This is a genomic window from Clavibacter sp. (assembly GCF_014802555.1).
Lineage (GTDB): Bacteria > Actinomycetota > Actinomycetes > Actinomycetales > Microbacteriaceae > Clavibacter > Clavibacter sepedonicus.
The window spans coordinates 1-12,743 of record NZ_JAAVCB010000076.1; the positions used below are offsets into that span (position 1 = coordinate 1).

At 74.3% G+C, this 12,743-nt stretch carries 15 protein-coding genes and 1 pseudogene; 9 read left to right on the forward strand and 7 right to left on the reverse strand.

Going from position 1 to position 12,743, the window contains the following annotated elements:
- Positions 1-426 (forward strand): hypothetical protein (locus tag HDR73_RS08410; protein ID WP_287136304.1); only part of this gene is annotated, 426 nt, incomplete at its 5' end.
- Positions 427-430: 4 nt separating this feature from the next.
- On the opposite strand, the gene HDR73_RS08415 is transcribed toward HDR73_RS08410, so the two are convergent.
- Entirely contained in the window at positions 431-1,354 is a 924-nt protein-coding gene (locus HDR73_RS08415) for a DNA-3-methyladenine glycosylase family protein (RefSeq protein ID WP_012298557.1), read from the reverse strand.
- 58 nt (positions 1,355-1,412) lie between these two features.
- Between HDR73_RS08415 and HDR73_RS08420 the strand changes: the two genes are divergently transcribed.
- From HDR73_RS08420 to HDR73_RS08440, 5 genes are all read left to right on the forward strand, one after another.
- The gene (locus HDR73_RS08420; RefSeq protein ID WP_012298558.1) at positions 1,413-2,840 is read left to right on the forward strand and encodes an FAD-binding oxidoreductase; all 1,428 of its coding nucleotides are present in this window, start codon (positions 1,413-1,415) and stop codon (positions 2,838-2,840) included.
- Between the two features lie 123 nt (positions 2,841-2,963).
- Complete coding sequence (locus HDR73_RS08425; RefSeq protein ID WP_041464457.1) at positions 2,964-4,169, forward strand: PrsW family intramembrane metalloprotease; 1,206 nt, start codon at positions 2,964-2,966, stop codon at positions 4,167-4,169.
- Between the two features lie 88 nt (positions 4,170-4,257).
- Positions 4,258-4,536 (forward strand): DUF3072 domain-containing protein, encoded by a 279-nt coding sequence (locus tag HDR73_RS08430; protein WP_012038756.1) that lies wholly within the window; start codon positions 4,258-4,260, stop codon positions 4,534-4,536.
- Between the two features lie 87 nt (positions 4,537-4,623).
- Entirely contained in the window at positions 4,624-5,244 is a 621-nt protein-coding gene (locus tag HDR73_RS08435) for a recombinase family protein (RefSeq protein WP_012298561.1), read from the forward strand.
- 116 nt (positions 5,245-5,360) lie between these two features.
- Complete coding sequence (locus tag HDR73_RS08440; protein WP_086935893.1) at positions 5,361-6,725, forward strand: D-alanyl-D-alanine carboxypeptidase/D-alanyl-D-alanine-endopeptidase; 1,365 nt, start codon at positions 5,361-5,363, stop codon at positions 6,723-6,725.
- Positions 6,726-6,762: 37 nt separating this feature from the next.
- Here HDR73_RS08440 and HDR73_RS08445 read toward each other — a convergent pair whose 3' ends face one another.
- The 6 genes and pseudogenes from HDR73_RS08445 to HDR73_RS08470 form a co-directional block, all read right to left on the reverse strand.
- Complete coding sequence (locus HDR73_RS08445; RefSeq protein WP_012298563.1) at positions 6,763-7,425, reverse strand: response regulator; 663 nt, start codon at positions 7,423-7,425, stop codon at positions 6,763-6,765.
- A complete protein-coding gene (locus HDR73_RS08450) occupies positions 7,422-8,657 on the reverse strand; it encodes a sensor histidine kinase (protein ID WP_041464458.1) in 1,236 nt (411 codons plus the stop codon). The genes HDR73_RS08445 and HDR73_RS08450 overlap by 4 nt, the downstream gene beginning before the upstream one ends.
- Before the next feature lie 82 nt (positions 8,658-8,739).
- Positions 8,740-8,949 carry a hypervirulence associated TUDOR domain-containing protein gene (locus tag HDR73_RS08455; RefSeq protein ID WP_012298565.1) on the reverse strand — a complete coding sequence of 70 codons (210 nt, stop codon included), beginning with the start codon at positions 8,947-8,949 and terminating at the stop codon, positions 8,740-8,742.
- Positions 8,949-9,578, reverse strand: a complete 630-nt coding sequence (locus HDR73_RS08460; protein WP_256890525.1) for an SDR family NAD(P)-dependent oxidoreductase — start codon at positions 9,576-9,578, stop codon at positions 8,949-8,951. Before HDR73_RS08460 ends, HDR73_RS08455 begins: the two co-directional genes overlap by 1 nt.
- Before the next feature lie 70 nt (positions 9,579-9,648).
- Positions 9,649-9,747: pseudogene (locus HDR73_RS08465) on the reverse strand (ketoacyl reductase); the annotation flags it as partial.
- A gap of 109 nt (positions 9,748-9,856) precedes the next feature.
- Positions 9,857-10,417: a Dps family protein gene (locus HDR73_RS08470; protein WP_012298566.1), complete on the reverse strand. Its 561-nt coding sequence runs from the start codon at positions 10,415-10,417 to the stop codon at positions 9,857-9,859.
- Positions 10,418-10,661: 244 nt separating this feature from the next.
- On the opposite strand from HDR73_RS08470, the gene HDR73_RS08475 reads away from it, so the two are divergent.
- From HDR73_RS08475 to HDR73_RS08485, 3 genes are read left to right on the forward strand one after another with little or no spacing between them, the layout of a single operon-like run.
- A complete protein-coding gene (locus tag HDR73_RS08475) occupies positions 10,662-11,564 on the forward strand; it encodes an SMP-30/gluconolactonase/LRE family protein (protein ID WP_012298567.1) in 903 nt (300 codons plus the stop codon).
- Between the two features lie 54 nt (positions 11,565-11,618).
- Positions 11,619-12,185, forward strand: a complete 567-nt coding sequence (locus tag HDR73_RS08480) for a type 1 glutamine amidotransferase domain-containing protein (protein ID WP_041464459.1) — start codon at positions 11,619-11,621, stop codon at positions 12,183-12,185.
- 20 nt (positions 12,186-12,205) lie between these two features.
- Positions 12,206-12,736 (forward strand): hypothetical protein, encoded by a 531-nt coding sequence (locus tag HDR73_RS08485; RefSeq protein WP_012298569.1) that lies wholly within the window; start codon positions 12,206-12,208, stop codon positions 12,734-12,736.
- Positions 12,737-12,743: the final 7 nt, after the last annotated feature.

The following is a 12,743-nucleotide window of genomic DNA, read 5'->3' on the forward strand; positions in this document are numbered from 1 at the left end:
AGCATTACCGTGGGACATCGAGGCCTCCTGGCGATGGTTGAACTGAACAGCTCCATCAAGCCAGGAGGCCTCTTCACACGCCCCGAAGTGTCACCAACGTCATGGCCGAGTACAGCTAGCACCCGGTGGGAGTCCGCGCGACCCGGAGCCGCCGGGCCCGGCCGCGCCTACGCTCGACGTGACCGCGGCCGCACCCGCGGCGACGACGCCACGAGGAGCCCCATGACCCGCGCGAAGAACGCATCGCGCACGATCCTCATCGTCGTCCTCGGCGCCCTGGTCGCGTCGCTCGGCGGGCTCGCCGCGACCCTCGCGGCGCAGGGGGCGTCCCCGCTCGCGCTCGGGAGCGTCATCGGGATCGCCCTGGTGCTCCTCGTGGTCGTCGGAGCGCTGGGAGCATCGGGCCGCCGTCGGCGGGCGCGCTGACGGATCAGCCCGCGGCCGGAATCCCGTCGGTCATCACGCGCCAGAGGTGCAGGGTCGCGTAGGAGCGCCACGGCGACCACGCGGCGGCGCGCGCGTCGAGGGCGCGCGCCTCGTCGGGGAGCCCGAGGGCGGCGGCACCGCGGCGGACGATGAGGTCGCCGGAGAGCAGGATGTCGGGCTCGCCGAGCGCGCGCATCGCGACGTAGTCGGCGGTCCACGGGCCGACGCCGTGGAAGGCGACGAGCGCCGCCCGGAGCTCCGCTCGCGGCATGCCGTGCTCGATCATGAGCTCGCCCGTCTCGAGGGCCTCGGCGATGCGGGTCAGCGTCGCCGTGCGTCGTGCCGGCCCGCGCAGCAGCTCCGCGCCGTCGCGGGCGATGCGCGCGGCGGTGGGCGGGAGGCGGGTGACGGATCCGTGCGCGACCGACCCGGGCAGGTCCTCACCGAGGTCCGCCGTCATGCGGCGATGGGTGGCGCGTGCGGAGGCGACCGAGATCTGCTGGCCCACGATCGTGCGGAAGAGGGTCGAGCGCGGATCCAGCGTGCCGGGGATGCGGAGGCCGGGCGTCGCGCGCACGGCGGCGGCGAGCGCGGGGTCGCGGGCGAGGTCCGCGTCGATGCGGGCCGCGTCGACGTCGAGGCCGAGCAGGCGGCGCGTGCCGGCGAGGAGCTCGGGGGCGTCGGCGGCGTGCTCGACGCGGGTGGTCACCTCGTCGCCGGGCTCGCGGTCGACGAGGCGCACGGTCACCGTCCCCGCGCCGTGCGCGAGCCGGGCCGACTGCGTGAACGAGGTCGTGTCGCCCTCCTCGGCGCCCGTGACGGCATGCCAGGAGAGGAAGCGGATCACGCCGTCGCCGTCGAAGGGCGCCGGCACCTCGAGCACCGTCCGGGCGACGTGCGCGGGCGCCGCGGCGCCGGGGGAGTCCATGCGCCCAGCCTGCCCGACGCCCCCGACCGCGGCGGGCGCGCGACCTACAGTGGATCGCATGATCGACGACGACGTGATCCGCACCCCTCACACGCCCGCCGACGCCGACGCCGTCCGCGCGGAGCTCGTCGCCGCCCTCGGGGACGTCGTCGCCACCGACCCGGCCTCCCTCGAGGACGCGCGCTCCGACCGGTCCGGCTACCGCAGCCCGGCCGCGCCGATCGCCGTCGTGCACGCGACCGAGGTGGATCACGTCGTCACGACCCTCCGCATCGCGAGCGCCACCGGCACGCCCGTCGTCACGCGCGGCGCCGGCACGGGCCTCGCCGGAGGCGCGACGGCGACCGCGGGCGAGATCGTGCTGTCGGTGCGGGGCATGGACCGGATCCTCGAGGTCAGCGAGGCCGACGAGCTCGCGGTCGTGGAGCCCGGCGTCCTCAACGACGACCTCAACGCCCGGCTCGCCCCGCTCGGCCTCTGGTACTCGCCGGATCCCGCGAGCAAGGCCATCTCCACCATCGGCGGCAACATCGCCACCAACGCGGGCGGCCTGCTGTGCGCCAAGTACGGCGTGACGCGCGAGGCCGTCCTCGCGCTCACGGTCGTGCTCGCCGACGGCCGCGTGGTCGACACCGGGCACCGCACCGTCAAGGGCGTCACGGGCTACGACCTCACCGCGCTCATGATCGGCTCCGAGGGCACGCTCGGCGTCCTCGTGCGCGCGACCGTCCGCCTCCGCCCGCTGCCGACCGCGACGCCGTCGACGGTCGCCGCGTTCTTCCCGGACTCCGCATCGGCGGCCGCCGCGGCCTCCGCGATCACGGCCGCGCGCATCCGGCCGGCCGCGATGGAGCTGCTCGACGGCGGCGCGCTCGAGGCCATCGACGCGTTCCTCGGCACCGACCACTCCACCCGCGGATCCGCCCATCTGCTCGTGCGCTGCGACGGCCCGGATGCGGCGGACGAGGCCGCCCGCGTGGTCGAGGTCGTCGTCGCGGGCGGCGGCACGGCCGACGTGACCGACGACGCCGACGAGGGCGAGCGCCTCCTCGCGATCCGCCGCGCCTTCCACCCGGCGCTCGCCGCCCGGGGACGCGTGCTCATCGAGGACGTCGCCGTGCCGCGCTCGCGCCTCGCGGACATGCTCACGCGGATCCGCGAGATCGAGCGGGAGACGGGCCTCGCCATCCCGACCGTCGCGCACGCGGGCGACGGGAACCTGCACCCCAACTTCCTCCTCCCGGAGGATCCGACCACGCCGGACGGCGACGCGACCGGGATCCCCGATGCCGTCTGGCACGCGGCCGACCTCCTCTTCCACGCGGCCGTGGACCTCGGCGGCACGCTCACGGGCGAGCACGGCGTGGGCCTGCTCAAGCGGCGCTGGCTCGCCGACGAGCTGGGCGACGACGTCATGGGGCTGGCCGCCGGGATCCGCCGCGTGTTCGATCCGCAGGGGATCCTCAACCCCGGCAAGGCGGCCTGAACCCGGGCGAGGCGGCCTGATCAGACGGCGATCCTGCCGGGTGTCCGCGCGCCGAGCCGACCCGGACGGCGGGCGATCCCCTCGGTAGGCTGGCGAAGCCGATCCGCCGAAGAGAGGGCCGTCGTGACCGACCCGTCCGTCCCCGTGACCGCCCACCGTCCCTCGCCGGCCTCGCCGCCGCCGTCCATGGAGCTGCCGACGCCGCACGCGTCGTCGCGGATCACCGCGTCGGCCGTGCTCGGCGTCGTGGGCGTCGCCGTGCTGCTGCTCGTCGGCCTCGTCGTCGCCGCCTACCTCGTGCTCAGCCTCGGGATCCAGGCCGTCGCGATCTGCGCGCTCCTCGCCCTCATCCCGCTCGCCGGCGTGCTCCTCGCCATCCGCTGGGTCGACCGGTGGGAGCCCGAGCCGCGGCTCGCGCTCCTGTTCGCGCTGCTGTGGGGTGCGGCCGCATCCGTGGCGATCGCGCTGCTCTTCGACCTCGTGGCGCAGTACGCGCGCCTCGCGATCGGCGTGCCGACGCAGTACACCGAGTTCCTGCAGCTCGCCGTCCAGGCGCCCGTCGTCGAGGAGAGCGCGAAGGCGATCGGCCTCCTCCTCATCTTCTGGGTCGCGCGCCGCCACTTCGACGGGCCGGTAGACGGCGTCGTCTACGGCGCCACCATCGCGGCCGGCTTCGCCTTCACGGAGAACATCGTCTACTTCGGCGGCCCGCTCGTCTCCGGCACGACCGGCACGCTCGTCGGCACCTTCGTGCTGCGCGGCCTCTTCTCGCCGTTCGCGCACGTGACCTTCACGATGATCACCGGCATCGCCATCGGCTACGGCGCGCGTCGCGGACCCGGTGCGGCCCTCGGCTTCGGCGCGAGCGGGCTCGTCGGCGCCATCGTGCTGCACGCGCTCTGGAACACGGGCGTCACCATCACGGGCGACTTCCTCTCCTTCTACGTGCTGCTGCAGGTGCCGATCTTCGCGTTCCTCGTGACCGTCGTGATCCTCCTGCGCCGCTACGAGATCCACCTCACGCGCCGCCGCCTCCGCGAGTACGCGGCCGTCGGCTGGTTCACGCCCGCCGAGGTCGAGATGCTGAGCACGTGGCAGGGGCGCCGCCGGGCCCGGCTCTGGGCGCGCACGCGCGGCGGTGACGCGGGCCGGGCCATGGGCCTCTTCACGCGCGACGCCACGCGCCTGGCGTTCGCGCGGCAGCGGATGCTCTCCGAGCGGCCCGCCGCGTCCGGCCGGTCGGAGGCCGGGCACCTCGACGACGAGCGGCGCCTGCTGCGCGCCGTCACCGGTCACCGCGAGGCGCTCCTTCGCGGCGGACGTCGCTAGCCGCCCAGCGTCGTGGGCGAGCCGGGCATCCCGTCCGGTGTCGCAGGTCGCGAGTAGCGTCGGAGGCACCACACGAGGAGGCACCACCATGAGCGATGCGAACCAGGACACCACAGGCGGCGACGAGAAGGAGATGCTCGGCTCCTCCACCCCCACGCCGCCCCAGAGCGCCGAGAAGGACCCGAGCACCTGGGTCACGGGCGACGAGCCGATGACGGGCGCGCAGCGCAGCTACCTCGACTCGCTCGCCACGCAGGCCGGCGAGGAGATCCCCGCCGACCTCAACAAGGCGGAGGCGAGCGAGCAGATCGAGCGCCTGCAGGAGAAGAAGGACACCGCGTCGCCGCAGTCGGACGACGCGAGCTGATCCGCGCATGACGGGGACGGGCGGGTGCCGCACAGGCGCCCGCCCGTCGTCGCGTGACGCGGGGGACCGCACGAAGGGGGAGGACGCATGACCACGCTCGTCGGGTACGTCCGCGTCGCGCGCTCCGAGGAGTCCTACCAGGACCAGGTCGATGCCCTCGACGCGGCCGGCTGCGAGCGGATCTTCGTCGACGTCGCCGGAGGCCCCAAGGCCCCACGCCCCGGCCTTCAGGACGCGCTCGACTACCTCCGCGAGAACGACGAGCTGCTCGTCGTGAGCCTCGACCGGCTAGGGCCGGGCACCGCCGACGTGGTGCGGATCCTCAACTCCCTCGAGGCGCGCGGCATCGCCTTCCGCGCCGTCCGCGACGGGCTGGAGGCCGGCACCGCGGCTGGCCGCGGGTTCTTCGCGGCCACGCTCGCGCTCGCGACGGTGGAGGCGACGACGGAGGCCGAACGGCATCGCCGCCGCTCCGGCGACCGGCCCGCGCGCGCGACCCCCGATGCCGGGGAAGAGACGCCCGTCGCACCCGCCTTCCCGTCGCTGCCCAAGGGCATCACGCGGCGGAAGCTCCAGATCGCGGTCGAGGAGCGGTCGAAGGGCCGCGACACCGCGGAGATCGCGCGCGTGCTCGACGTGAGCGAGCGCGTCGTCACGCGCGCGCTCGCCTGGGCGGAGTCGGGGCGCCTGGGCGGCATGTCGCGCTGAGGCCGGGGACGGCCGCGGCGGCTCGGGCTCGGGTCCGCGCGAGCTGGTCCCCGCGACGGAGCGCGTCGGCACCCGCGGCCGAGGTGCCCGGCCCGCCTGTTTCCTAACCTGGGGAGATGACCGGATCCCGCCCCGCGCCCCCACGACGACCGGCGGGTCGTCCCCGGGCGGTCCGCCGTCGCCGCGACGCCGTGCTGGCGGCCGTGGTCGCCACCGCGCTCGTCGGCGTCGGCCTGGTGACCGGGATCCTCCCCTCGCCGGTCGGCGGCGCGTCGGCCGATCCCGCCTCCTGCACCGTCGACGCGCTCACGGCCGGCTGGTCGACCGGCACGCTGCACCTGTCCGCCGCCGAGGTGGACGGCGACGCGGGTGCCGGCGTCCTCGACGTGCGCGGCGACGTGCCGGCCGCCACCGCCAGCACCATGAAGGTCCTCACCGCGGCGGCGGCCGTCGAGTCGCTCGGCCCCGACCGCCGCGTCGCGACCCGCGTGCTCCAGGGCCCGCGCGCCGACACGGTCGTCCTCGTGGGCGGCGGCGACCCGACGCTCAGCCGCCTCCCCGCCGGCACCGACGGCGTCTACCCCGACGCCCCGCACCTCGACGACCTCGCCCGCCAGGTGCTCGACGCCCGACGCGCCGATCCGGACCTCGCCGACGTCCCGATCCGCCGCCTGCAGGCCGACAGCAGCCTGTTCACCGGGCCGGTCTGGCTGCCGGAGTGGCCGCTCGAGGCCCGGCGGGGCGGATCCATGTCGAACATCACGGCGCTCATGGTCGACGGCGACCGCGACGACCCGGCCGAGCCCTACTCGCGCCGCGGCGATGCGGCCGTCGCGCGCGCGGCCGACGCCTTCGCCGCGCTGCTCGGCGACGACGTGGCGGCCGACGGTCCGCTCGTGACCGCGGCGGCCGGATCCGCCGTGCTCGGCACCGTGGAGTCCGCGCCCGTCCGCGACCTCGTCGGCTACATGCTCACCCACTCGGACGGCACGCTCGCGGAGACCCTCGCGCGCCTGGTCTCGATCGAGGAGGGCGCACGCAGCGCGGCCGCGGACATCCAGCGCGGCACGCCCGCCGCCCTCGCGGGCCTCGACCTGCCCGCCGACGGCGTCGTGCTGGTCGACGGCTCCGGCCTGTCGTACGCGAACCGCGTGCCGGCCGCGCTCCTCACGCGGCTCATGGTGCGGGTCGCGGAGCACCGCGGCGACCTCGCCGTCGCCGGGCGCACGGGCACCCTCGCGGAGGGCGGCCGCTTCACGGGCGAGGCGGATGCGGCGGCCGGCCGGATCCGCGGCAAGACGGGCACGCTCGAGCGGATGCACGGGCTCACCGGCATCGCCGACGCGGAGGACGGCACCGAGGTGGCCTTCACCATCTGGGCGGAGGACGTGGATCCGTCCGTCCCCGCGGAGTCCGCCCGCGCCGAGATCGACTCGCTCGCGACCGACCTCCACCGCTGCGGCGGCGCGCTCGGCGGCTGATCCGCTCGCGACCGGCGACGCGCGAGGCGCCCGCCTCCTACGCCCCCGAGCGCCCCACGAGCCGGTGGTCGTGCGCGTACACGACGAGCTGCACGCGGTCCCGCAGCGCGAGCTTGGCGAGGATGCTGCTCACGTGCGTCTTCACGGTCGACTCGCTCACGAACTCGAGGGCCGCGACTTCGGCGTTCGAGAGGCCGCGGGCCACGTGCCCGAAGACGTCCTTCTCGCGCACGCTCAGCGAGCGGAACGCCGGCGGCGCCGGGGGAGCGGGCGCTGCGGTCGCGTCCGAGGTGAACAGCTGCGTGAGCTCGTCCGGCGCGAGGACGGCGCTGCCCGCGTGCACGGCGCGGATCGCGGCGGCGAGGAACGCGGGCGTCGCGTCCTTCAGGAGGAAGCCGCTCGCGCCGCCCCGGATGGCCGTGGCCGAGGCGCGGTCGAGCGCGAACGTCGTAAGCACGATGACGCGCGGGGGAGCGTCCCGCGTCCCGTCGAAGAGGGCGCGCACGGTCTCGAGGCCGTCCATCACGGGCATGCGCATGTCGAGGAGCACGACGTCGGGCCGCACCTCGTCGATCACGCCGAGGCCCTCCTGCCCGTCGCCGGCCTCGCCGACCACCTCGAGGTCGGGCTGGGCGTCGAGGGCGACGCGCACGCCGCCGCGGAACAGCTCCTGGTCGTCGACGAGCACGATGCGGATCACGGGCGGCCTCCTGGCACGGCGAGGGGGTGGGCGGCGGGCAGGGGGATGCGGGCGCGCGCGGTGAACAGGTCGTCGACGGCCTCGGCCTCGAGGTCGCCCCCGACGGCGGCGAGCCGCGCGCGCATGCCGTCGACCCCGGTGCCCACGCGCAGCGACTCGATGCCGAGCGGGCCGGTGCGGTCGGGGACGGTTCCGCGTCGCGCGACCGGGTTCTCGACCTCGAGCACGACGTCGGCGGCGCGCCACGTCTCGCGCAGGCGGATGCGCCCGCCGGGTTCGCCGTGCCGCATCGCGTTGGTCGTCATCTCCTGCGCGACGCGGCGGATGACCACCTGGCGTGCGGGATCCACCTGTCGCCGGATCCCGCGCACCTCGTGTGCGAGGTCGACGCCGGCCGCCCGCACCTGCGCGACGACGGCGTCGAGGTCCTCGGGCCCCTCGTCCGCGTCGGTGACGCTGGTGCCGCTCAGGACCTCGCGCACCTCGGCGAGCGAGCGGCGGGCGGTGTCGGCGATGGTGGCGGAGACGCCGCGGATCCGCTCCTCGTCGTCGAGGAACTGCACGGAGTCGGCCTGCGCGATGATGACCGCGAGCGAGTGCCCGACGATGTCGTGCACGTCGCGCGCCATGCTCGCCCGCAGCGTCTCGGCCTGCGCGAGGTCGACGGCCTTCACCGCGGTGTCCTCGGCCTGGACGCGGAGGCGCGACTCGGTGGTGCGGGACCGGATCACGCGCACCACGAGGCCGGTCAGCCACGCGAGGAGCAGCATCAGGACCGGCGCCAGGACGAAGATCACGGCGCCGATGCCGCCCGGGCTGATCAGGAGCGAGTAGCGGGCGCCCGTGTGCAGCAGGTAGACGGTGGCCATCGCGCCGCCGACGACCGCGGAGGCGCCGCCGAGGACGGCCGTCGTGCGGGATCCCCGCCGGGCGGTGGAGTAGAGCACCAGCAGCAGCGCCAGGTCGGCGAAGCCGGGCCGCTCGCCCAGCTGCCACTGCGCGAGCGCCATCGCCCAGGCCAGTCCGAGCGAGGCTCCCGGGAAGACCGAGCGCACGACGACGGCGAGGAGCACCAGGAGCGCGACGGCGGGGTTCGCCATCTGCACGTCCACCGGCGGACTCAGGGCGAGTCCGGCCAGCACGATCCCGACGACCGCGTCCACGGAGACCTCGACGCCGTCGTGGTGCCGAGGTGCGCGAGCGCGCGTCGCGGCAGCTGTCCCGGTGTCCATCGGCCACAGCCTAGGCGCGGCCCCTCGGCCGGGTCGCCCCTCGCGGGTACCGGGATCCGGTACCCGCGAGGGAGGGGCGTCCCTACTTCTTCTTCGTCAGCGCGGATCCCTTGTGTGCCGCGGTCTTGCCGGACTTGTCGCTCTCCACGATGTACGCGGGCTCGTCGGACGATGCCGTGAAGTGCTGCCCGTCGTGCTGGAAGTCCTTCGTCTTCTCCTCGACGACCTTCCCGTGCGTCTCGCCCTGGGGCGTGTTCCAGGTGACGTGGTCGCCCTTCTTCAGCGCGGCCATCAGATCGTCGCCACCGATCCGGAGTCGACGCGGTAGTTGGATCCGTTCACGAACGACGCGAGGTCGGAGCAGAGGAACGCGACGACGTTCGCGACCTCGGCAGGCGTTCCGCGGCGCTTCAGCTCCATGTACGGGCGCTCCTCGTCGAGGAACGACTCGATCGCGTCGTCCGTCGAGGTGCCCAGCTGGTCGGCGCGCTTCTCCATCATCGCGTCCGTCATCGGCGTGTGGATGAAGGCGGGCGACACCGCGTTCACGAGCAGCCCCTCCTTCGCGTAGCTGCGCGAGAGGCCCTTCGACAGCGCGAGTATCCCGGCCTTGGCGGCGCAGTAGGGGAGCTCGTCGTCGTACGGCTGCACGGCGTCCTCGGAGGCGAGGAACACGATCCGGCCCCAGCCGCCCTTCCGGAGCGACGGGAGGAACTGCTTCACGAGCCGCACGGGGCCGAGGAGGTCGACCTCGATGGTGCTCGTCCAGCCCTCGTCGTCGATCTCGTGGAAGAGGCCCTGCGCGCCCGTGATGCCCGCGGACTGCACGAGGATGTCGATGTCGCCGACCGCCTCCTGCACCTTCTCGTGCAGCGCGGCGAGCGACTCGACGCTCGTCACGTCGGCCGCGAACGCGTGCACGCGGTCGCCCCCCGTCGAGCTTCGCGGCGGCCTCGTCGAGCGAGCCCTGGTCCTGGTCGCTGAGGACGACGGTCGCGCCCTCGGCGAGGAGGATGCGGGCGGTCTCCCACCCGATCCCCGAGTCGGCGCCCGTGATGAGCGCGGTCTTCCCTGTGATGCCGAGATCCATCCCGGCCTCCTCACTGCCCCGCTGCCGGAGCGTCGATGCGTCGCCGTGCCGTGGAGACACAGCGAGGGCCGCACCAGGTGGTGCGGCCCTCGGTCTGCTGGGTGCGGTCCTACTCGGCGGCCGAGCCGACGCGGCGGTTCTCCGCGGAGACCATCCACGCGTACTGCTCGAGCGCGGTGATGAAGCCGTGCAGGAGGTCCGCGGTGGTCGGGTCCTCCTCGTCGACGTCGTCGTGCACCTCGCGCATGGTGTGCACGGCGGCCTCGAGGCGCTGGGTCACGAGGTCCACGGTCTCGGCCGTGTCGACCTCGCCCTGCGGGTACTCGGGCAGCGTGGTGTTCTCGGCTACGGTGTCGCTGCGGCCGTCCGGAGTCGCATGCAGGGCGCGCATGCGCTCGGCAAGGTCGTCGCTGAACTCGCGCGCCGACTCGATGATCTCGTCGAGCTGGAGGTGCAGGTCGCGGAAGTTCTTGCCGACGACGTTCCAGTGCGCCTGCTTGCCCTGGATGTGCAGCTCGATGAGGTCGACGAGGACCTTCTGCATGTTCTCGTGCAGCTGCTCGCTGGCCTCGAAGCCGCGCTCGGCGTTCTGTCGCTTGGTGGGCTTGGAGCCCTCGGGCTGGCCGGCCTTCGCGGATGCGGTGGTGGGGCGTTCGACGGTCGTGGTCATGTGCGACTCCTCGTTCTGTTCGTGCGTGGGGTCGGGGGTTCCCGATCCGTGCGAGGCGGCATCCGGTGGGAGGGAGCCCCGCGGGCCGGGCGTGCTCGCGCGCGTCATCCGGCCTCCCCTCGACGGTACGCCCGCCGCTTGTCTCTCGCACGAACGATGAGTGGGCTCACAGTCCGCGCCCAGCGTCGTCCCCTGTCCCTTCGCCTGGCGGACGGCCGCGCGCTCCCGGTGCTTGGCTGGATCCATGACCGCCATCACCTCCGACCTCCGCGTCCTCCGCGACGCCCGCGCGATCCTCGTCGAGAGCCTCTGGTGGGATCCGGCCGGCGACGTGATGTGGAACGACATCACCGCGGGCACGCTGCATCGGAGCCCGTGGGAGGGCGCGGTCGACGGATCCGACGACACCGTGCTCGAGCTGCCGCCGCCGCTCGCGTCCTTCCAGCCGGCCGACGACGGCGGCTTCGTCGCGGGCCTCGGCGACCGCATCGTGCTGGCCGACCGCGCCGGGCGGATCACGCGGGAGCTCGCGACGGTCGCGCACGCGCACGCCGGGATGCGGCTCAACGAGGGCAAGGTCGACCCGGAGGGCCGCTTCGTCATCGGTTCCATGGACGTCACCGAGGGCAAGCCCGACGCCGCCGTCTACTCGGTCGACGGAGCAGGCAGCCTGCGCACCCTCATCGGCGGCTTCGCGATCACCAACGGCTTCGAGTGGACCGACGGCGGCAGCACCATGATCCTCACCGACACCGGGCAGCAGACCGTCTACCGCGCCCCCTACTCGGCCGACGGCGAGCTCGGCGACCTCGAGCACTGGATCCACGGGGAGATGAGCGACGGCCTGACCCTCGACGCGGACGGCTACGCGTGGAACGGCGTCTACGGCGCGGGCAAGGTGATCCGCTGGGCGCCCGACGGCACGAAGGACCTGGAGATCGAGGTGCCCGCGCCGAACGTCACGTCGGTCGCCTTCGCCGGGCCCGACCTCCGCACGCTCGTCATCGGCACCGCGCGCGAGAACCTCACCGAGGAGCAGCTCGAGGAGCACCCGCTCTCGGGCGGTGTCTTCGCGATCGACACCGCCGTCTCGGGGCGCCCTGTGAACGTGTTCCGCACCGCGGTCGCCGACGCCGCGCGAGCGTAGCGTCGAAGGCGCCGTCCGACCGGGCGGCGACACTCTCACGAGGAGGAGAAGCACATGACCGGAGAGAGCATCCAGGGCCGCACGGTGGCCTTCCTGCTGACGGACGGCTTCGAGCAGGTCGAGCTGACGGAGCCGTGGAAGGCCGTTCAGGAGGCGGGCGGGAAGCCCGTGCTCGTGTCCCCGAAGTCGGACACCGTGCAGGGCCTCAACCACATCGACAAGGCCGACACGTTCGACGTGGACGTCCAGGTCAAGGACGCGGACGCCGCCGACTACGACGGCCTCGTGCTGCCCGGCGGCGTCGTGAACGCGGACGACCTCCGCGTCGACGCCGACTCGATCGCCTTCGCGAAGGCCTTCTTCACGGCGGGCAAGCCCGTCGCGTCCATCTGCCACGCGCCGTGGATCCTCATCGAGGCCGGCGTGGTCGACGGCCGCCGCATGACCTCGTACCCGACCCTCGCCACCGACCTCCGGAACGCCGGCGCCGAGTGGGTCGACGAGGAGGTCGTGGTCGACAGCGGCTTCGTCACGAGCCGCAACCCCGACGACCTGCCCGCGTTCAACGCGAAGCTGATCGAGGAGATCGCCGAGGGCGAGCACGACGAGCAGCACGCCTGACCGGCGCCTAGGGTGAGGGCGTGACCACGCCCTCACCCGACGCGCGCTTCCGTCAGACCACGCCGGCGCCGCGCCCCGTCCGCCTCGCCGGGCTCGTGATCGCCGTGGGCGGCCTCGTGGCCCTCGTCGCCACCGGGGGCACCGCCGTCGGCGTGATCCTGGCCGTCCTGCTGGTGGCGGCCGGTGCCGTCGTCGGCGCGCTCCGGATCCGCATCACGCTCGACCCGGGCGAGGTCGAGGTGGCGCTCGTGCCGCTGAAGCGCATCCGGATGCCGTACTCCGCCGTCGCGGACTGCACGGTCGTCGACCATCTCCGCCCGCGCACCGTCGGCGGCATCGGCGTCCGATCCCTGCCGGGCGGCGGCGCCGCGATCCTGCTCGACGCCGGGCCCGCCGTGGCGATCGAGGGGGCCGACGGCACCCGGCACCTCGTGCGCAGCACCTTCCCGCGGGAGGCGGCCACGCGGATCCGCGACCGGGCCGCCGCCGCGCCGCTCGCCCCTCCAGCCGACGACGACGACCCGGAGGATCCGGCCGCGACCACCGCCTAGGCTCGTC

Bases quoted from the DNA above. Each gene is read 5' to 3' on its own strand.
- HDR73_RS08415 (WP_012298557.1), bottom strand. From the start codon at position 1,354: ATGGACTCCCCCGGCGCCGCGGCGCCCGCGCACGTCGCCCGGACGGTG.
- HDR73_RS08420 (WP_012298558.1), top strand. From the start codon at position 1,413: ATGATCGACGACGACGTGATCCGCACCCCTCACACGCCCGCCGACGCC.
- HDR73_RS08430 (WP_012038756.1), top strand. From the start codon at position 4,258: ATGAGCGATGCGAACCAGGACACCACAGGCGGCGACGAGAAGGAGATG.
- HDR73_RS08435 (WP_012298561.1), top strand. From the start codon at position 4,624: ATGACCACGCTCGTCGGGTACGTCCGCGTCGCGCGCTCCGAGGAGTCC.
- HDR73_RS08440 (WP_086935893.1), top strand. From the start codon at position 5,361: ATGACCGGATCCCGCCCCGCGCCCCCACGACGACCGGCGGGTCGTCCC.
- HDR73_RS08450 (WP_041464458.1), bottom strand. From the start codon at position 8,657: ATGGACACCGGGACAGCTGCCGCGACGCGCGCTCGCGCACCTCGGCAC.
- HDR73_RS08455 (WP_012298565.1), bottom strand. From the start codon at position 8,949: ATGGCCGCGCTGAAGAAGGGCGACCACGTCACCTGGAACACGCCCCAG.
- HDR73_RS08470 (WP_012298566.1), bottom strand. From the start codon at position 10,417: ATGACCACGACCGTCGAACGCCCCACCACCGCATCCGCGAAGGCCGGC.
- HDR73_RS08475 (WP_012298567.1), top strand. From the start codon at position 10,662: ATGACCGCCATCACCTCCGACCTCCGCGTCCTCCGCGACGCCCGCGCG.
- HDR73_RS08480 (WP_041464459.1), top strand. From the start codon at position 11,619: ATGACCGGAGAGAGCATCCAGGGCCGCACGGTGGCCTTCCTGCTGACG.